19 protein-coding genes and 1 pseudogene are annotated in these 18,187 nt (G+C 72.1%); 8 read left to right on the forward strand and 12 right to left on the reverse strand.

Features of this window, described 5'->3' with window-relative positions:
• Positions 1-12 precede the first annotated feature (12 nt).
• Positions 13-813: a VOC family protein gene (locus GA0115233_RS15125; protein ID WP_093720793.1), complete on the reverse strand. Its 801-nt coding sequence runs from the start codon at positions 811-813 to the stop codon at positions 13-15.
• Positions 814-961: 148 nt separating this feature from the next.
• Between GA0115233_RS15125 and GA0115233_RS15130 the strand changes: the two genes are divergently transcribed.
• Together GA0115233_RS15130 and GA0115233_RS15135 are read left to right on the forward strand one after the other, a co-directional pair.
• Entirely contained in the window at positions 962-1,969 is a 1,008-nt protein-coding gene (locus GA0115233_RS15130) for a zinc-binding alcohol dehydrogenase family protein (RefSeq protein WP_218063477.1), read from the forward strand.
• 102 nt (positions 1,970-2,071) lie between these two features.
• Entirely contained in the window at positions 2,072-2,968 is an 897-nt protein-coding gene (locus GA0115233_RS15135; RefSeq protein ID WP_093720731.1) for a hypothetical protein, read from the forward strand.
• Between the two features lie 9 nt (positions 2,969-2,977).
• Here GA0115233_RS15135 and GA0115233_RS15140 read toward each other — a convergent pair whose 3' ends face one another.
• Entirely contained in the window at positions 2,978-3,460 is a 483-nt protein-coding gene (locus tag GA0115233_RS15140; RefSeq protein WP_093720794.1) for a VOC family protein, read from the reverse strand.
• A gap of 190 nt (positions 3,461-3,650) precedes the next feature.
• Here GA0115233_RS15140 and GA0115233_RS15145 point away from each other — a divergent pair, with 190 nt between their 5' ends.
• Positions 3,651-4,289, forward strand: coding sequence for an ATP-dependent Clp protease proteolytic subunit (locus GA0115233_RS15145; RefSeq protein ID WP_093720732.1), 639 nt, complete (start codon positions 3,651-3,653; stop codon positions 4,287-4,289).
• Between the two features lie 2 nt (positions 4,290-4,291).
• Positions 4,292-4,894, forward strand: coding sequence for a ClpP family protease (locus GA0115233_RS15150; RefSeq protein ID WP_093720733.1), 603 nt, complete (start codon positions 4,292-4,294; stop codon positions 4,892-4,894).
• An 18-nt stretch (positions 4,895-4,912) separates the two neighbouring features.
• Here the strand turns inward: GA0115233_RS15150 and GA0115233_RS15155 are convergent, their stop codons facing one another.
• The 3 genes and pseudogenes from GA0115233_RS15155 to GA0115233_RS15165 form a co-directional block, all read right to left on the reverse strand.
• Positions 4,913-5,317, reverse strand: coding sequence for a helix-turn-helix domain-containing protein (locus tag GA0115233_RS15155; protein WP_093720734.1), 405 nt, complete (start codon positions 5,315-5,317; stop codon positions 4,913-4,915).
• A 98-nt stretch (positions 5,318-5,415) separates the two neighbouring features.
• The gene (locus GA0115233_RS15160; RefSeq protein WP_093720735.1) at positions 5,416-5,868 is read right to left on the reverse strand and encodes an ATP-binding protein; all 453 of its coding nucleotides are present in this window, start codon (positions 5,866-5,868) and stop codon (positions 5,416-5,418) included.
• A 100-nt stretch (positions 5,869-5,968) separates the two neighbouring features.
• Positions 5,969-7,225: pseudogene (locus GA0115233_RS15165) on the reverse strand (DUF6777 domain-containing protein).
• A gap of 160 nt (positions 7,226-7,385) precedes the next feature.
• Between GA0115233_RS15165 and GA0115233_RS15170 the strand changes: the two are divergent.
• Positions 7,386-8,636, forward strand: coding sequence for a streptophobe family protein (locus GA0115233_RS15170; RefSeq protein WP_093720736.1), 1,251 nt, complete (start codon positions 7,386-7,388; stop codon positions 8,634-8,636).
• 24 nt (positions 8,637-8,660) lie between these two features.
• Here the strand turns inward: GA0115233_RS15170 and GA0115233_RS15175 are convergent, their stop codons facing one another.
• The 5 genes from GA0115233_RS15175 to mgrA form a co-directional block, all read right to left on the reverse strand.
• Entirely contained in the window at positions 8,661-9,671 is a 1,011-nt protein-coding gene (locus tag GA0115233_RS15175; protein WP_093720737.1) for a serine/threonine-protein kinase, read from the reverse strand.
• The gene (locus GA0115233_RS15180; RefSeq protein WP_093720738.1) at positions 9,661-10,206 is read right to left on the reverse strand and encodes a hypothetical protein; all 546 of its coding nucleotides are present in this window, start codon (positions 10,204-10,206) and stop codon (positions 9,661-9,663) included. Before GA0115233_RS15180 ends, GA0115233_RS15175 begins: the two co-directional genes overlap by 11 nt.
• A gap of 9 nt (positions 10,207-10,215) precedes the next feature.
• On the reverse strand, positions 10,216-12,558 hold the full coding sequence (locus tag GA0115233_RS15185; RefSeq protein WP_093720739.1) for an ABC transporter ATP-binding protein/permease: 2,343 nt from the start codon (positions 12,556-12,558) through the stop codon (positions 10,216-10,218).
• Between the two features lie 156 nt (positions 12,559-12,714).
• Positions 12,715-13,125 (reverse strand): hypothetical protein, encoded by a 411-nt coding sequence (locus GA0115233_RS15190; protein WP_093720740.1) that lies wholly within the window; start codon positions 13,123-13,125, stop codon positions 12,715-12,717.
• Positions 13,126-13,369: 244 nt separating this feature from the next.
• Positions 13,370-14,362, reverse strand: a complete 993-nt coding sequence (gene mgrA / locus GA0115233_RS15195; RefSeq protein WP_093720741.1) for an L-glyceraldehyde 3-phosphate reductase — start codon at positions 14,360-14,362, stop codon at positions 13,370-13,372.
• 138 nt (positions 14,363-14,500) lie between these two features.
• Here mgrA and GA0115233_RS15200 point away from each other — a divergent pair, with 138 nt between their 5' ends.
• Together GA0115233_RS15200 and GA0115233_RS15205 are read left to right on the forward strand one after the other, a co-directional pair.
• Positions 14,501-15,400 carry a LysR substrate-binding domain-containing protein gene (locus GA0115233_RS15200; protein WP_093720742.1) on the forward strand — a complete coding sequence of 300 codons (900 nt, stop codon included), beginning with the start codon at positions 14,501-14,503 and terminating at the stop codon, positions 15,398-15,400.
• Between the two features lie 27 nt (positions 15,401-15,427).
• Positions 15,428-15,937: a mycothiol transferase gene (locus GA0115233_RS15205; protein WP_093720743.1), complete on the forward strand. Its 510-nt coding sequence runs from the start codon at positions 15,428-15,430 to the stop codon at positions 15,935-15,937.
• On the opposite strand, the gene GA0115233_RS15210 is transcribed toward GA0115233_RS15205, so the two are convergent.
• Entirely contained in the window at positions 15,925-16,989 is a 1,065-nt protein-coding gene (locus tag GA0115233_RS15210) for an adenosine deaminase (protein ID WP_093720744.1), read from the reverse strand. The two genes, GA0115233_RS15205 and GA0115233_RS15210, sit on opposite strands and share 13 nt — an antisense overlap.
• A 50-nt stretch (positions 16,990-17,039) precedes the next feature.
• Complete coding sequence (locus GA0115233_RS15215) at positions 17,040-17,426, reverse strand: VOC family protein (RefSeq protein ID WP_093720745.1); 387 nt, start codon at positions 17,424-17,426, stop codon at positions 17,040-17,042.
• A 263-nt stretch (positions 17,427-17,689) separates the two neighbouring features.
• On the opposite strand from GA0115233_RS15215, the gene GA0115233_RS15220 reads away from it, so the two are divergent.
• Complete coding sequence (locus tag GA0115233_RS15220; RefSeq protein ID WP_093720746.1) at positions 17,690-18,148, forward strand: pyridoxamine 5'-phosphate oxidase family protein; 459 nt, start codon at positions 17,690-17,692, stop codon at positions 18,146-18,148.
• Positions 18,149-18,187: the final 39 nt, after the last annotated feature.

Here is an 18,187-nt window from a genome sequence, read left to right on the forward strand (position 1 = left end):
AGGGTGCCCCGGTCAGACGTCGGTGAGCTTGGGCATCTCGCCCTCGGTGGTGGTGACGTCGATCACCGAGAAGTTCGCGCCCTGCGGGTCACTGAGCGCCGCGATCCGGCCGAACGGCGTGTCCACCGGCCCGAACCGCAGCACCCCGCCCCGCTCGGTCGCCTTCGCCACGGTCGCGTCGACGTCGGGGACGGAGAAGTAGACGTTGATGTAGGCCGGTACCTCCGGCGGGAACTCCTCCGTCATCTTCATCCGGCCGAGGACGGGGGTGTCGGCGATGTTGAAGACCCGGAAGTCCATGCCGTCGTCCTCCATCTGCTGCGCGGTGTAGCGCGGGAAGACGGCCGGGAAGAAGGCGTCGGACTTGTCCGGCTCCCGGGTGAAGACCTCCGCCCAGGCGAACGCGCCGGGCTGCTCGGGCGGTGCCTCGAAACCCTCGTGGGTACCGGCCTGCCAGACACCGAAGACGACTCCGCTCGGGTCGCGGGCCAGGCACATGGTGCCGAAGTCACTGACCTGCATCGGCTCCATCAGCACCTCGCCGCCGTTGTCCCGGATCCGCCGAGCGGTCTCGGCCGCGTCGGGGGAGGCGAGGTACAGGCACCACTGCGACATGCCCTCCTGTCCGGGCATGGGCGGGACGACCGCGGCGGCCGCCTTGCCGTCCGCGTACGCCTGGGTGTAGTTGCCGAACTCCGACGACGACTCGCCGAAGGTCCAGCCGAGGACGTCTCCGTAGAAGCTCTTGGCTCCCTCGAAGTCGCTGAACATCGCGTCGGCCCAACAGGGGGTTCCCTCTGGCTGTACGGCCATGACCACGGCCTCTTCCGCATCGGTGGTGGGGTCGGTTCCTCACGCTAGCCACCCGTGGCGCGAACCGCGCGCCGAAGCAGCCGTCCGTTTCACACTGGGAGGAAAGGGTCCAGTGGCAGGACGGGGCAGCCCTATGGCGGACGGGACGATGCGCGCGTGGTCGGTGGTGGCGCCCGGACCGGTGGAGGAAGGCGCGCTGCGGCTGGTGGAGAAGCCGGTACCGGTGCCCGGGGACGGGGAGCTGCTGGTCCGGGTGCTGGCCTGCGGGGTGTGCCGCACCGATCTGCATGTCACGGAGGGCGATCTGCCGGTGCGCCGGGCGGGGGTGACACCCGGGCACGAGGTGGTCGGGGAAGTCGCCGGGCTCGGCGCCGGGGTGAGCGGCTTCACGGTCGGCGACCGGGTCGGGGTGGCCTGGCTGCGGTGGACGGACGGCACCTGCGCCTACTGTCTGCGCGGCGCGGAGAACCTGTGCCCCGGATCGCGGTACACCGGCTGGGACACGGACGGCGGCTACGCCGAGTACACGACCGTCCCCGCCGACTTCGCCCACCCGCTCCCCGGGGGCCTGACCGACCTGGCGCTGGCGCCGCTGCTGTGCGCCGGAATCATCGGCTACCGGGCGCTGCGCCGGGCCTCCCTCCCGGCGGGCGGACGGCTCGGCCTGTACGGCTTCGGGGGCAGCGCCCATCTGTGCGCCCAGGTGGCGCTCGCGGAGGGCGCCCGGGTGCATGTGCTGACCCGGGGCGCCGCGGCACGGCGGCTGGCCCTGGAGCTGGGGGCGGCGTCCGCGGGCGAGGCGCACGCGATGCCGCCGGAGCCCCTGGACAGCGCCATCCTGTTCGCCCCGGTCGGCGACCTGGTGCCGGTGGCGCTGCGCGCGCTGGACCGGGGCGGGGTGCTCGCCGTCGCCGGGATCCATCTCACCGACACCCCGCCGCTGCACTACGAGACCGATCTGTTCTACGAGAAGGAACTGCGCAGCGTCACCTCCAACACCCGCGCGGACGCACGGAAGTTTCTCACCCTCGCCGCCCGGTACAAGGTCCACGCCACCACGCACGCCTATCCCCTGTCCCGGGCCGATGTGGCGCTGCGGGACCTCAAGGCGGGGCGGTTCGACGGGGCGGCGGTGCTCGTCAACGACCTGAGCTGACAGGGCAGTTGGCGGTGTCTGGCCGACACGGGTCTTCCGCCTGCGGCGTGGCTGTGCTTGCCTGGGGAGCCGTTTCTCCGTTACCGGGGCGGGAGTTGCCGCATGCGCAGGGCGTGGATGGCGGGGTTGGCGCTCGGAGTGGCACTGCTCGGCGGCTGCGGGGACCCGGCGTCGGAGCCGGAGCGGGCACCCGCGCCCGCCAAGCCCCGGGCGTCGGCCACCACCCAGCAACGGGCACCCGCATCACCGAAGGCCCCGGCGAAACCCCCCAAGGTGCTCTACCTCGGCGACTCCCTGGCGATGGAGGCGCAGAACGTGCTCGGCGCCGAGCTGCGCGGGAAGCTGCGCGCCGCCTACACCAGTGCCCCGTACTCGGGCACGACCGTCTGCGACTACCTGGAGGGCACCGGTGAGCGGTCGCTGGTGCCGGACGCGGACAAGGCGGCCGCGCTGGTGCGCGCGCACCGGCCGGACTTCGTGGTGCTCCAGTTCTGGGGCAACTCCTGGGGCTACACGCCCTGCATGGACGGCATCACGCACGACGCCGGTCCCCGGGCCTACTTCGACCGGTACACCGCGGACCTGGACCGGCTCACCTCGCAGATCGCCGCCGCGGGCGGGGAGCACCGCCCGCGGATCGTATGGGTGCTCCAGGGCCCCGACCCGATCACCCCGGACCGGGTGCGGAAGGTGAACGCCCTGTACGAGGAGCGGGCAGGCGCGGCAGGTGACCTCGTCGCGGACGCGGGACGGACGGTGAGCGCCGACGGGGCCCGCTACACCTGGGTGCGGCAGCTGCCGTGCACCGCCTACGAGCGCGCGCACCCGGACTACTGCACCGATCCGGGCCGCGACCGCACCGCCCTGCACCGCGAGGACGACTATCTGCACTTCTGTCTGGCGCCCACCACCTCGACCCCGAAGCCGTGCCCGGTCCGCTCCCCCGGCATCCTGCGGATGGCCCAGGAGGTCACCCGGGTGATCCGCGGCGCCCGGTGAGGCCGGGGCTCACTCGCCGTCGTAGGCCTTCTTCAGGGCGGCGATGTCGAGCTTGCGCATGCCGAGCATGGCCTGGGTGGCGCGGGACGCCTTCTCCGGGTCGGGGTCGCTGACCATGGCGTCCAGGCTCTCCGGGATGACCTGCCAGGACACCCCGTACCTGTCCTTCAGCCAGCCGCAGGGGCCGGGCTCGCCGCCGTTCTCGGTGAGCTTCGTCCAGTAGTAGTCGATCTCCTCCTGGTTCTCGCAGTAGATCATGAACGAGATCGCCTCGTTGAACGTGAAATCGGGTCCGCCGTTGAGGGCGAGGAACGGGTGGCCGTTGGCCGTGAACGCCACCGTCATCACCATGCCGGCCGGGCGCATGGAGCCCTCGGGGTAGCGGGCGACGCTGCCGATGCTGGAGTTCTTGAAGACGGAGACGTAGAAGTGCGCGGCCTCCTCGGCCTGGTCGTCGAACCAGAGACACGTGGTGAATCCCTTGGCGGTCATGAGTACCTCCCGGATGTGGAACGCGGTCACCTCTACCGACTGGTCCTCGGCCCGGAACTCATCGGCCGCGCCCCGGCCCGAGGCGCGCTCTGCCCGTGGCGAATCTGCCGCGGGCAGAGAAATGCCCGGTGGGGCGGTGTGCCGGGCAACAGTGGGGTCGACGGCATCCACACCACGACGAGGAGGTCCCATGACTCCACCGACCACGCTCGCGCCGCGGGCGGAGGAGGGCGACACCCCGCCCACCCGGTTCGACGACCAGCTCGCCGGCCAGCTGCTCGGGCAGCGGATCGTGCTGCTGGGCACCCAGGTCGACGAGGTCTCCGCCAACCGGGTGTGCGCGCAGTTGCTGCTGCTGTCCGCCGAGGACCCGCGCACCGACATCAGCCTGTTCATCAACAGCCCGGGCGGCTCGGTCCACGCGGGCCTGGCCATCTACGACACGATGCGGCTGATCCCGAACGACGTCTCCACGCTCGCGATGGGCTTCGCGGCCAGCATGGGCCAGTTCCTGCTGAGCGTGGGCACGGCGGGCAAGCGCTATTCACTGCCCAACGCGCGGATCATGATGCACCAGCCGTCGGCCGGGATCGGCGGCACCACCGCGGACATCGAGATCCAGGCGGAGAACCTGGAGTTCACCAAGCGGACCATCGAGCGGATCACCGCCGAGCACACCGGCCAGACCCCGGAGACGATCTCCCGGGACGGCGACCGGGACCGCTGGTTCACGGCCGAGGAGGCCCGTGAGTACGGGATCGTCGACCGGGTCGTGGAGTCCCTCGCGGACGTCCGCCCGGCCGCCGGCAAGCGACGGATGGGGCTGTAGGCATGGGCAGTTACACGATTCCGAACGTCATCGAGCGCACCCCGCAGGGCGAGCGGTCCTTCGACGTGTTCAGCCGGCTGCTCAACGAGCGGATCATCTTCCTCGGCACCGAGATCGACGACGGGGTCGCCAATGTCGTCATCGCGCAACTGCTCCACCTGGAGTCGACGGCACCCGAGCACGAGATCGCGATCTACATCAACTCGCCCGGCGGATCGTTCACTTCGCTGATGGCGATCTACGACACGATGACCTATGTGCAGGCCCCGATCTCCACGTTCTGCGTGGGGCAGGCGGCTTCCACGGCGGCGGTGCTGCTGGCGGGCGGCGATCCGGGGCGGCGCTCGGTGCTGGAGCACGCCCGGGTGCTGCTCGGCCAGCCGGCCAGCGGCGGGCGCCAGGGCGTGGTCTCCGACCTGGCGCTCCAGGCCAAGGAGATGGTCCGGATCCGCGCCCAGGTGGAGGAGGTACTGGCCCGGCACACCCACCACGACGTGGCGACGCTGCGCGCCGACATGGACCGCGACAAGGTGTTCACCGCCGAGGAGGCGGTGGCGTACGGCCTCGCCGACCATGTGGTGAGCCGGCGCCTCGTCACGGTCTGAGGCGCCGGGTCCGGTCCGTCAGGCGGCCAGGCACAGTCCGTCGTACGACGAGGGGGCCGCGTCCCGTCCGCCGGTCCTGCCGTGCCGGGAGGTCAGGCGGATCAGCTCGCCGTGGGCCAGGGACAGCAGGTCGCCGAGGCTCAGGCCGAGCGCGCGGGCGGCGGCCGCGAGGACCTCCGAGGAGGCCTCCTTGCGGCCGCGTTCCACCTCGGAGAGGTAGGGCATGGAGATCCGGGCGGCGTCGGCCACGTCCTTCAGGGTGCGCTCCTGGGCGAGGCGCTCGCGCCGCAGGACGTCGCCGACCAGGTCCCGCCACAGGGGTTCCCTGGCGGCGGGTCCGGCGGTGTCCGGACGCGGGGGCTCCTGGCGCGCGGGCGGGCGGAGCGGGATGACTCGGGCTTCGTTCGGCGCGTGATCGGTCACTTTCCCAGCCTAGGAGCCGCGGGCCCGCGGGGAAGGCCGTGGCGTTCTGCCCTGGGGAGAATCGCCCAGCGCGAACAGCGAGTTGAGGGGCCGGTGGATCAGGCCGCGGTCAGCCGCAGCACGGCGCGGACGCGCTTGCCGACCGGGACGCGTTCGACGGCGACCTCGCCCGCCAGGGCGTGCACTATCTCCAGACCGTGCCCTCCGACGCGCCCGGGGTCGCGGGCGAAGCGGCGGGGCAGGGCGGCGCTGCTGTCGTAGACGGTGACCGCGACGCGCGCGTCGGTGCCCTCCAGGTCGAGGATGTACGGGCCGTTGCTGTGCCGGTCGGCGTTGGTGACCAGTTCGCTGACCACGAGGAGCACCACCTCGTGGATCCGGTCGGGGATCTCGGCGCACCACTCCGTGCGCAGCCGGTCGAGGAAGGAGGCGGCGAAGGAGCGGGCCTCCGCGATGCACCCCGGTTCCCCGCTGTAGTGGGCCGCCGCGCGCAGCGGTTCCACGGGCACGTCGAATCCGCTCGGAATAACCGCCCCGTCGTGTTCGATCATGCGTTTCTCTCTCGGAAGGCCACAGGAGGCCGGACGTTACTGCACCAGTGTTCGTACCCAGTGCCGCGCCGTGCAGTCCCCCGCATCCGGGCCGGGTGCGTCACACCGCCGGGGTCGAGGTGAGTCCGGGGCTGCCGCTGGTCGTCAGCGACTCGCTGATCGAGTCGGACGCCAGCGGCGACTCAGGGGTGGAGGTGTCCGGCGTGAGCGGCGTGTCCGTCGTGGTGTCCGAGGTCGGCGGGCTGGTCGGGGTCGACGGCGAGGTCGGGGTCGACGGGGAGGTCGGCACGGACGGCGAGGTGGGCGGGCAGCCCGTCTCGTTGCCGGCCGTCGGGGGCGACGGGCAGGCCGTCGTGGTGTGCGGCGAGGTCGAGGGCGACTTGGTCACCGGCGGGGAGGGGTGGTGCGGCGGGTGCGTCTTCTTGTCCTTGTGGCCGTTGTCGCCGTGCTGCCGGTGGAACCACTCGTCGTGCTGGTGGTCGTAGACCACAAAGACCTTGATCACCTCGGTGGAGGGCGAGACCACCACCGTGTTCGAGGCGCTGTACGACGGCCAGGAGTCGCCGGTGGGCTTCGGTGTGTCGTTCAGCGCGACCGGCGGGGTCAGCGGGTTGCCGCAGGCGCAGCGCACCCGGGGCATGCCGTGGTCGTCGACGAGGACGGCGGTGCCGGCCTGGAGGACGGCCTGGTAGCTGGTGGCGCCGCCGTCGCGGTAGCCGTGGTTGGTGACGCGGGTGTCCATGCGCAGCTGTACGGGGGTCAGTCCGCGCAGGTAGTCCGGGACGGCGTCGGGGGCGACACCGGCGACGGAGGCGAACGCCTTGTTCTTCTGCGGCTGCGACTGGAGCGCCTTGATCTGCTTCTCCACGTCGCAGGCGGCCACGTTGCGGGTGCCGCCGTACAGGCCGGGGGCGCCGCCGTCGACTCCGCGTACGGCGTTGGCGTCGCCGGAGCCGGTGGCCGGGGACGGGGTGACGGGCGCGGCAGAGCTGTTCGTGGCGGTGGACTCGGTGAAGGGATCGGGGCCGTTCTTGCCGGCGGCCTGGAGGAAGACCTCGCCGCCGGAGCCGGAACCTCCGCCGCCTCCCCGGCCCAGGACGACCGCGACCACCACGGCGGCCACGACCACCGTGGCCAGGACGGCCATCCTCGGTACGGACCGCCACCAGGGCTGGTGCGGTTCGGGCTCCGGGGGGACCGCGCCGCCGCCGCTGCCGGGGGCGGGGTGGGCGGGATGCCGCCTCCGCCGCTGCCCGGGGGCTGGGAGGGGGGTCCGGAGGGCGGCTGCGAGGGACCGGACAGGGGGGCCCGACGGGGGTCCTGTGGGTCGGCCTGAGGACGGAGGTTCGACGCTCACGATCCCTTCTTCCCGATGCGGGACAATCGCGGCAATTCATGCCAATAGCCACATTTCCACATCGTGACCATTGTGTGCTCCGGTGCGGCCCGGTTCGCAAGCCGACGCGGACGGCCCCTCTCGGCGGGCGGGGCCCGCGGGTGCTGCTTAGCGTGGCAGCGTGAGCGTTCGCACAACCTCCGGCCGGGCCGTGGCCCGCCACGGCTGGCCGCAGGCCCTGGTCGCCGTGGCGGCCGGGATGATCGCCATGGGCGTGGTCGCCGCGCTCGGGCTGTGGGCGGCGGGGGCGACGGACCTGCCGGACAACGCCTATCCCCGGGTCGTCGCCGCGACGGTGGTCACCGCCGTGGGCGGCACGGTGGAGATGAAGGGCGACGCCGGCGGCCTCGCCGAGTCGGCGGCTGATCTCACGGTGATCCCCCTGTCCGTGACCCTGGTGGGCGCCCTGGTGACAGCCGCCGGGTTCCTGCGCCCGCTGCGGCACCGGGCGGTGACGGGTGCGCGGGAGCTGGCGGGCTGGGCGGCCCGCCTCGCAGTGCTCTGGCTGCTGGCGCTGCTGGGCCTGTCGCTGTTCGCCCGCCACGACTTCAAGATCTCTCTCGGCGACGACACGATCGGCGACATCGGCGACCTCTTCGGTGTCTCCCCGAAGGTCGGCTTCCGCACGGACGTGCCGCTGACCCTGTTCTTCGGCCTGCTATGGCTGGTGGGGGTGCTCGTCCTGGCCCTGCTGGTGGCCCGGGGCGCCCCCCTGCCGCCGAGGCTGCTGCGCTTCCAGGAGTCGGTACGCCCGGCGGCCTACGCGATGGTGGCCCTGCTGCTGGCCTGCGTGGCGCTGGGCGTGGTGATCGGCGTGGTCGTCGCCCTGACCCGGGGCCACGCCCGCGAGACCCTCGCCGTGATCCTGCTGGGCCTGCCGAACCTGATGTGGCTGGCCCTGACCGTCGGCCTGGGCGCCACCTGGGAGGGCAGGGTCGACGGGCCCTTCGGCCTGCCGATGCCGCATGTCCTGGACGAGGTACTGCGCGGCTCCGAGACGACGGATCTGAACCTGAGCACCCTGTCCGAGTACGACAGCCGCGTGTGGTGGCTGCTGGTCGTGACGGCGGTCCTGGTCCTGGCCGCCGCCTTCGTGATGGCGGCCCGCTCCCCCAGCCGGATGCGCGCCTGGCAGCACGCGGTGCACATGGCGGTCGCCCTGGCCCTGACGGTCCTGATGATCTGCCTGGTCGCCCGGGTCTCGGCCCACTACGGCCTCTCGGTCCTGGGCATCGGCGACCTCGGCGGAGACCTGGGCGGGGAACTGCTCCTCGAACCCCGGCTCTGGACAGCCCTCGGCCTCGCCCTGGCGTGGGGGCTGGTCGCGGGCTTCATCGGCGGGCTGGCGGCCCGGCCGGTGCAGCGCCGCTAGAGGAACGGCTCCGGTAGAACCGCTCTAGAAGAACGGCTCCGCCCACCGGGGCGGGGGCCTCGGGGGGTCCGCCGGTTCCGGGTGGTCGCGGCCGAGCACCGGGACGTCCACCTGGGTCGGAGGGTGCGCAGCGGCGTCCCCTTCCGCGGGTGCCGCGTCGCCGCGCAGCGCCATCCGCAGCGCCGCCACGAAGGAGAGGCAGGACTCGTAGCGGCTCTCCGGGGACTTGGCCAGGGCCTTGGCGAAGACGGTGTCCACCGGTGCGGGAAGGTCGGGGCGGGAGCCGGTCAGGGGCGGGGGCTGGTCGTACTGGTGGGCCCACAGCAGGGCCATGTCGTCGTCCCGTTGGAACGGGGGGTGGCCGGACAGGCACTCGTAGACGACGCAGGCGAACCCGTAGACGTCGCAGCGGGCGTCCACCGGCTTGCCGGAGATCTGTTCCGGGGCGACGTAGTCGAGCGTGCCCACGAACTGGCCGACGGTCGTGAGCCCCGTCAGGGACAGGGACTTCTTGGTCAGGCCGAAGTCGGTGAGGTAGGCGTGCTCGGGGTGGTCGCTGTCCGTGCCGCGGGCGACCAGGATGTTGCCGGGTTTGACGTCCCGGTGGACCAGGCCGTGCTCGTGGGCCGCGTCCAGGGCGGAGGCCACCTGGCCGGCGATGCGTACGGCCGTCGGCGGCGACAGCGGGCCCTGGCGGTCCAGGAGGTGGCGCAGGTCGCTGCCCGCGACGTACCGCATCGCGATGAACAGGACGTCGTCCGTCTCGCCCGCCTCGAATACCGGCACGATGTGCGGGTGGTCGATGGCCGCCGCGGCCCGGGACTCGTGGCTGAAGCGGCGCCGGAAGGTGTCGTTGCGGGCGAGTTCCGGCGCGAGCAGCTTGAGCGCGACCGAGCGGTCCAGGCGCAGGTCACGGGCGCGGTAGACGACCGCCATGCCGCCGCGGCCGATCTCCTCCTCGATGCGGTACCCGGCGACCTGCCGGCCGATCAGCTCGGAGGGACTGCCCGAGAACAGGCTCGTCTCACGGACCATCCGGGCTCACCACCCGGGTGGCGGTGAGGCCGGGGTCCCCGGTGTCGGCGCGGGGCCCCTCGTCGGTGGTGAATGTGCTCAGCCGCATCCCGTCCGCGTACACCCAGCGCCCGTGCTCGGCGTCGTACAGCCACACGTGCTCGCCCTCGACGACCACCCCGATCCGCAGTCCGTGGGTGCGGTCCCGGAAGGACTCGCCGTCGAGGCCGCCCGACGCCAGGTCCTCCATCGCGGACCGGTACCGGGACAGGGTCTGCTCGGCGCGGGCGAGGTACGGCAGCGGGTCGGCGGTACGGGCCGGGGACGCGCCCGGCACCGGCGGGTCCTGCGGTACGGCGACCAGTTCCCGGGCGTCCACCCAGGCCGACCAGCCGTTGGCGCACAGCACGCGCCCCCAGTCCCCGCGCCGTTCCAGGAGCTGCACCGGAAGCAGCGCGTCCAGGGGCACCGTGGGCCGGGACGGATCGGGCAGTTCCCAGGCCGGCATCCCGTGGCCGGGGACGACATGGGTGGGCCGGAATCCGGGAGTCGCCATGGCCTGCCCCTACTTCCGCATCACGACGGGTTCCTGGCGCCGCAGCAGCCGGGAGACCACGTAGCCGAAGACCGCCGACAGCACGATCAGCATGCCGATGTTGAGCAGCCACACGCCCGTCGAGTGCTCGAAGAGCGGGTCGCCGGTGAGGTCGCCGGGCACGATCCGGGCCAGACCGACGGTCCCGGCCATCGCGCCGAGCGCCCAGCGCGAGGGCACCAGCCAGGCGAGCTGTTCCAGGCCGGGCACGCCGTCCAGCTTGAGCAGGGCGCCGCAGAACACCACCTGGACGATGGCCAGCAGCACCAGCAGCGGCATCGTCACCTCCTCCTTGCGCACCAGTGCCGAGACCAGCAGGCCGAGCATCATCGCGGTGAAGGCGAGCAGGGCCACCGCGACGGTGATCTCGACGAGCGGTGGCATCAGTACGCCCTTGCCGCCGGGCGCGTTGAGGTCGACGCCGAGCAGGGCGACGAGGGTCAGCACGACGGCCTGGAGCACGGTGATGGCGCCGAGGACGACGACCTTGGACATCAGGTAGGCGGATCTGGACAGGCCGACGGATCGCTCGCGCTGGTAGATCGTGCGCTCCTTGACCAGTTCCCGCACGGCATTGGCGGCGCCGGTGAGGACCGCACCGACGCACAGGATGAGCAGCGCGTTCATCGCGGTGTCCCGGGTCAGCGAGCTGCCCGCGAGGGCGCGGGCCATGGCGCCCATCACGAACGGCAGGGCGATCATGATGGCGAGGAAGGTGCGGTCCGCGCTGAGCGCGGCGGCGTAGCGGCGGATCAGTGTGCCGAGCTGGGCGCCGCGGCTGCGCGGGCGCGGCGGCGGGGTGATGACCACGGGCCCCTCGCGCATCAGGCGCGGCTGCGCGGTGGCGTCGACGACGTACCGGCGGTGCTGCGGCGAGCTGGTGTAGGCGCCGGACCAGTTGCGCTCCCGGTCGCGTTCGAAGGCCTCGAAGGCCTCCGGCCACTCCTCGAACCCGAAGAACGGCAGTGCCTCCTCGGGCGGCCCGTAGTAGGCGATCCGGCCGCCGGGCGCGAGGACCAGCAGACGGTCGCAGACGTCGAGGCTGAGCACGCTGTGGGTGACGACGATGACGGTGCGGCCGTCGTCGGCCAGGCCGCGCAGCATGTGCATCACCGAGCGGTCCATGCCGGGGTCGAGTCCCGAGGTCGGCTCGTCCAGGAAGAGCAGGGAGGGCTTGGTGAGCAGTTCCAGGGCGACGCTGACGCGTTTGCGCTGACCGCCGGAGAGGCTGTGCACGGGCTGTCCGGCGCGCTGTTCCAGGCCGAGTTCGCGGATGACCTCGTCGACCCGGGCCTGCCGTTCGGCCTTGGCGGTGTCCTGCGGGAAGCGCAGTTCGGCGGCGTAGGACAGGGCGGCGCGGACGGTGAGCTGGGCGTGCAGGATGTCGTCCTGCGGGACCAGGCCGATGCGCTGGCGCAGTTCGGCGTAGTCGCGGTAGAGGTCGCGGCCGTCGTAGACGACGGTGCCGTGGTCGGCGGGGCGCTGTCCGGTGAGGGCGTTGAGGAGGGTGGACTTGCCCGCGCCGCTCGGGCCGACGACGGCGAGCAGGCACTTCTCCCCGACCGGGAAGGACACGTCGTCGAGGAGGGTCTTGCGGCCGTGGTCGACGGCGACGGTGAGGTCCTGCACCTCCAGGGAGACCTCACCGGTGTCGACGTACTCCTGGAGTTCGTCCCCGACCAGGCAGAACGCCGAGTGGCCGATGCCGATGACGTCGCCGGAGCGGACCTCGGCGAGGTTGACGGGGCTGCCGTTGAGGTAGGTGCCGTTGTGGCTGCCCAGGTCGGCGATCTCGTGGCCGCCGTCGGGACGGCCGCGCAGTTCGGCGTGGTGGCGGGAGACGGTGAGGTCGTCGATGACGAGGTCGTTGTCGGGGGCGCGGCCGATACGCACGGTCCGGGCCTGGGGCAGCGGCCGTACGGTGGTGGGCTGCCGGAAGGTGCCGGTCTGGGCGGGCGCGGAGACGGCCGAGGGGCGTTCCGGCCGGGGTTCGGGGCGGCCGAGGACGACGGCGCGCGGTCCGTCGGCGGGGTTGCCGAAGCGGATCACGGTGCCGGGTCCGACGTACCGCTCCTGGATGCGGCGCCCATCGGCGTAGGTGCCGTTGGTGCTGTGGTCGTCCTGGATCGTCCAGTGGTCGCTCTCGGGGTGCAGGACCGCGTGGTGCCAGGAGACCCGGGCATCGTCGAGCACGATGTCGCTGAGGGGGTCGCGGCCGACGTGGTAGTCGCGGCTCGGGGTCATCACGGTGGAGCCCGACTCGGTCTCCAGCACGAGTACGGGCGCAGTCGGTGCGAGCGGTCGCTCCGCCATGCCTGGATTCTAACGATTTGCCTGCTAGTGCGCCTGGCACACCCTGGCGTCCGGCAGGCGCCGGTGACCGGTGACCTGCGGGCGGGCGGCATGGAACGCGTCGGCGGCGGGCGGCTCAGCCGACGGGCGGCATGGAACGCGTCGGCGGCGGGCGGCTCAGCCGACGGGCACGACCAGGGCGGGGACAGTGCGCTGCATGCGCAGGGCGTCGACGGACTCGGCGAGCAGTTCGTACTCGGTGGTGTCGTCGCTGGTGGCGATCCGGATCAGCCGTCCGGCGGCCAACTGCCCGGCGACCAGGTCCTGCTGGCCGGCGTCGGCACACCAGGCGCGCAGTACCGCGGGGACGTCGGGGACGGTCCCGGCGACCGGGACGAGGGCGCCGGCCGGGAAGTGCTCGGTCTCGGGCTGCGGGTCTAATCGCTCGGCGATCCAGGTCGCCCGGTCCCGTAACCACCACAGGGCGAGGGCCAGTGTGGGGGCCCGGTAGGTGCCGAGCGGCACCCCGATACGCCGGCCGCCGCAGGTGCCGTACGCGGTGACATGGCACAGAAATTCGTCGTGCACGTCTCACTCCCCCGTGACGCCGGCCCCGGAGCCGGGCCTCGCTTCCCGTGCGGTGCGTGATCAGCTCTTCGCTCCGCGTGAGGGCCACTCTTGAGTTGAGTATGTTCACTACTGAATCACTGTCACCATGACTTTCCGGCCAGTCTCCTGGCATATTCCGGAAGATCACTGGCCGAAAGCGCCCTGGGGAACGGGGGTTCCCGGTGACGGTCACCGCCCGTCACCGGGAACCCCCGGGTATGGCCTACGACTTGATGACCGCGTCGATACGGGCCAGCTCCTCGGCGTCGAAGTCGAGGTTGTTGATGGCGGCGACGCTGTCCTCGATCTGCCGCGCGCTGCTGGCACCGACGAGCGCGGAGGTCACCCGGCCCCCGCGCAGCACCCAGGCGAGCGCCATCTGCGCCAGCGACTGGCCGCGCGCACCGGCGATCTCGTTCAGCTCGCGGAGCTTGCCCACCAGGTCCTCGGTGAGCGCGTCGGAGTTCAGGAAGGGGCTGTCGCTCGCGGCCCGCGAACCCTCGGGGATGCCGTCGAGGTAGCGGGAGGTCAGCACGCCCTGCTCCAGCGGGGAGTAGACGATCGAGCCGACCTGGAGCTCGTCCAGGGCGTCCAGCAGGCCCTCGTCCTCCGGGCGCCGGTCGAGCATGGAGTAGCGCGGCTGGTGGATCAGCAGCGGCGTGCCCAGCTCGCCGAGGATACGGGCCGCCTCCCGGGTCTGCTCCGCGGAGTAGTTGGAGACGCCGACGTAGAGCGCCTTGCCCTGCTGCACGGCCGAGTGCAGCGCGCCCATCGTCTCCTCCAGCGGAGTCTCCGGGTCGGGGCGGTGCGAGTAGAAGATGTCGACGTAGTCCAGGCCCATCCGCTGCAGGCTCTGGTCCAGCGAGGACAGGACGTACTTGCGCGAGCCCCACTCGCCGTACGGGCCGGGCCACATCAGGTATCCGGCCTTGGTGGAGATGACGAGTTCGTCGCGGTACGGCGCGAAGTCCGCCTTCAGCGCCTCGCCGAGCGCGGACTCGGCCGCGCCGGGCGGCGGGCCGTAGTTGTTGGCCAGGTCGAAGTGGGTGACCCCGAGGTCGAAGGCGCGGCGCAGGATCGCGCGCTGCGTGTCGACCGGGCGGTCCGGACCGAAGTTGTGCCACAGGCCGAGGGAGAGGGCGGGCAGCTTCAGGCCGCTGCGTCCGGTGCGCCGGTAGGGCATGTCCGCGTAGCGGTCGGGGTGTGCGGTGTACAACGCGACTCCAGATGAGTGGGCACGAGGGGAAGCGGGTTCAGACGCGTTCCCTTGGGACCGGTCTCCACTCTTTCGTGACCTGTGGGCATTGGTCCAACAGAAGAATCCGATGGAATTCAGCGCTTAGGCTTCTCAGTCATGGAACTGCGCCATCTCCAGCACTTCGTCGCGGTCGCCGAGGACCAGCATTTCACCCGGGCCGCCGAACGCCTCATGGTCTCCCAGTCCGGCCTGTCGGCCTCGATCCGTTCCCTGGAGCGGGAGCTGCAGACCCCGCTGTTCGTGCGGACGACGCGCAGTGTGACGCTGACCCCGGCCGGGCGGGCGCTGCTGGGCGAGGCGGAGCGGATCCTGGCGCAGGTGCGCTCGGCCCACGAGGCGGTCGCCGCGGTACAGGGCGTGCTGCGCGGCATGCTCGCGCTGGGCTCCGAGCAGTGCATAGCCGGGGTGCATGTGGCGGGGCTGCTGGCCGCGTTCCGGCGGCGCCATCCGGACGTGGAGATCTGTCTGCGGCAGGCGGGCTCGGGGGCGCTGGAGGAGGAGGTGGCGGCGGGCCGTCTGGACCTGGCGTTCGCGGTGCGTACGGCCCAGCAGCCGGCGGACCAGTTGCGCGCCGTACCGCTGACCAGTGAGCCGATGACGGTGCTGTGCCACCCCAGTCACCGGCTCGCCGCCGCCGGGGCCCCGGTCACCGTGGAGGAGCTGGGCGGCGAGGTGTTCGTGGACTTCCACCCGGACTGGGGGCCGCGCCGCACCACCGACGCGGCGTTCGCCGCCGCCGGGGTCCGCCGGTCGGTCGCCCTGGAGGTGAACGACGTGCACAGCCTGCTGGACCTGGTGGACGAGAACCTCGGTATCGCCGTCGTCCCGCGCCACTTCCGGCACAAGCGCCGGTCACTGACCGCCGTGCCCGTGAAGGGCACCGACGAACGGGTCTACGAGACGGTCGCGCTGCTTCCTCCCCCGCAGGCCACCAGTCCGGCGGCGCGCGCGCTCATGGAACTGCTCGCGGCGGAGGGCGACGGACGGGACGCGTGAGCGGCGCCCGTGCGCGATGGTGGAGCCATGCATGCCAAGGACATCCTCATCGACGGCTACGGCCGCATCCAGGAAGAAGTCCACGCCACCGTCGAGGGCCTGGATCCCGACGACCTCAACGCCCGGCCGGGCCCGGCGGCCAATTCCATCAGCTGGCTGGTCTGGCACCTCACCCGGGTGCAGGACGACCACATCGCCGACGCCTTCGGTCTGGAGCAGGTGTGGCTCGCCCAGGACTTCCACAAGACCTTCGGCCTCGACCTGCCCCCGCACGACACCGGCTACGGCCACTCCCCGGCGAAGGTCGCCAAGGTGCGGGCCGACTCCGGTGACCTGCTGACCGGGTACTACGACGCCGTGCACGCCCGGACCCTCGGCGCGCTGCGGGAGCTGGCCGCCAAGGATCTGGAGCGCGTGGTGGACGAGCGGTGGGACCCGCCGGTCACGCTGGGCGTGCGGCTGGTGAGCGTCCTGTCCGACGACCTTCAGCACATCGGACAGGCCGCCTACGTGCGCGGGCTGCTTCAGGCGGAGTAGCCCGGCAGGACGACGTCCTCGATGAGGGCCTTGCGCTCGTCGAACGGGATGAACGCGCTCTTGACGGCGTTCACGGTGACGGTGCGCAGGTCCTCCACCGTCCAGCCCGCCTGCTCGACCAGCAGGGACATCTCACGGGTCATCGTGGTGCCGGAGACCAGACGGTTGTCGGTGTTGAGAGTGACCCGGAAGCCCAGCTCCTTCAGAGCGGTGATCGGGTGCTCGGCTATGGAGGTGGCGGCGCCGGTCTGGAGGTTGGAGGTGGGGCACATCTCCAGGGCGATCCGGCGGTCGCGCACCCAGCCGGCGAGGCGGCCGAGCTTGCCGTCGACGATGTCGTCGGTGATGCGCACCCCGTGGCCGAGGCGCTGGGCGCCGCAGATCTGCACGGCCTGGTGGATGCTGGACAGTCCGTCGGCCTCACCGGCGTGGATGGTGAAGGGGACGTTCTCGCGGCGCAGGTGCTCGAAGGCGGCCAGGTGGTCGGCGGCCGGGAAACCGGCCTCGGCACCGGCGATGTCGAAGCCGACGACACCGGCGTCCCGGAAGGCGACGGCCTGGTCGGCGGCCTCGCGCACCCGGTCGAACATCCGCATGCCGCACAGCAGGGTGCCCACCCGCACCGGGGTACCGGCGGCAGCGGCCTTCGCCATACCGGCGGCCAGGCCCTCCTGGACGGTCTCGACGACCTCGGCGAGGGAGAGGCCCTTGCGGGTGTTCAGCTCGGGGGCGTAGCGGACCTCGGCGTAGACGACGCCGTCTGCGGCCAGGTCCAGCACGTACTCCTCGGCGGTGCGCAGCAGGCCCTCGCGGGTCTGCATCACGGCGAGGGTGTGCTCGAAGGTGGCGATGTAGCGGACCAGGTCACCGGAGTTCGCGGCCTCGAAGAACCAGGCGGCCAGCTCGTCGGGGTCGGTGGTGGGCAGGGTGTGGCCGACCTCGGCGGCGAGCTCGACCAGGGTGGCGGGGCGCAGTCCGCCGTCGAGGTGGTCGTGCAGGACGGCCTTGGGGAGGCGGCGGATCGCTTCGATGTCTACGCGCGTAGCGGTCATGGCGGGTCTTTCCTTGGGCGAGGGTTGCGGAAGGCTGCGGAGTGAGGAGGTCAGCGGGCGGGCTGGAGGAGGTCCCAGCGGTTGCCGTACAGGTCCCGGAAGACGGCGACCGAGCCGTAGGGCTCGTGGCGCGGCTCCTCCAGGAAGGTCACGCCAGCGGCGAGCATCCGGGCGCGGTCGCGGGCGAAGTCGTCGGTGTGCAGGAAGAAGCCGACACGCCCACCGGTCTGGTCACCGACCCGGGTGCGCTGCCCGTCGCCCTTGGCGCGGGCCAGCAGCAGCGCGGCGCCGCCGTCACCGGGGCTCACGACGACCCAGCGGGAGCCGTCGGGGCGCGGGGCGTCCTCGACGAGACGGAAACCGAGGGCCTCGGTGTAGAAGCGGATCGCCTCGTCGTAGTCGTCGACGACGAGGGTGACCAGGGCGATACGGCTCATCGATGCCTTCCGGAGGTGTGATTGACGGGAGAGGTTATACGTAAAACCCGACGGGCGCCAGTCACCTGCGGTACGGACCTCCGGGAGCGCGCCGATCGCCTGCGGTACGGACCTCCCGGAGCGCGCCGATCGCCTGCCGCACGGACCCCCGCAACCCCGCCCGACACCCGCCGCACAGACCCCTGGACCTAGGACTCCGGGCCGGTCGAAGCCGGGTCCCGGGCCCGATCCGCGCCGTCCGCTCCCCAGGTACCGTCCGCCCCATGAAGATCACCAGAACGCCCCGCACGCCCGAGCGGCGCAAGCGCGATCTCCTGCGCCGGCTGGAGACGGAGATGGACATCTGGGTGGCCACGGCCGACGCCGACGGGGTGCCGTGTCTGGTCCCGCTCTGGTTCGTCCGGCACGAGGAGTGCCTGTGGCTGGCGACCCGGCCGGCCACCCCGACCGGCCGCAATCTGCGCGAGGGCCGCCGGGCCCGGCTGGCTCTCGGTGACACCCTGGACGTGGTGCTGATCGACGGCGACGCGGAGATGTACGGCGTGGACGAGGTGCCCGCCGACGCTGCGGCGGCGTTCCTCGCGAAGACGGGCTGGGACCCCCGGGCCGACGAGGCGCCGTACGTCTTCTTCCGGGTGCGTCCGCGCACGGTGCAGGCGCGCAACGGCGAGCACGAGATGCGCGGCCGGTTCCTGCTGCGGGACGGCAACTGGCTGGTGTGAGCCGGGTGTTCCGGAGGACGTCATTCTCCTCGTGCACGG

The sequence above is a fragment of the Streptomyces sp. DI166 genome, assembly GCF_900091315.1.
Taxonomy (GTDB): Bacteria; Actinomycetota; Actinomycetes; order Streptomycetales; family Streptomycetaceae; genus Streptomyces; species Streptomyces fuscus.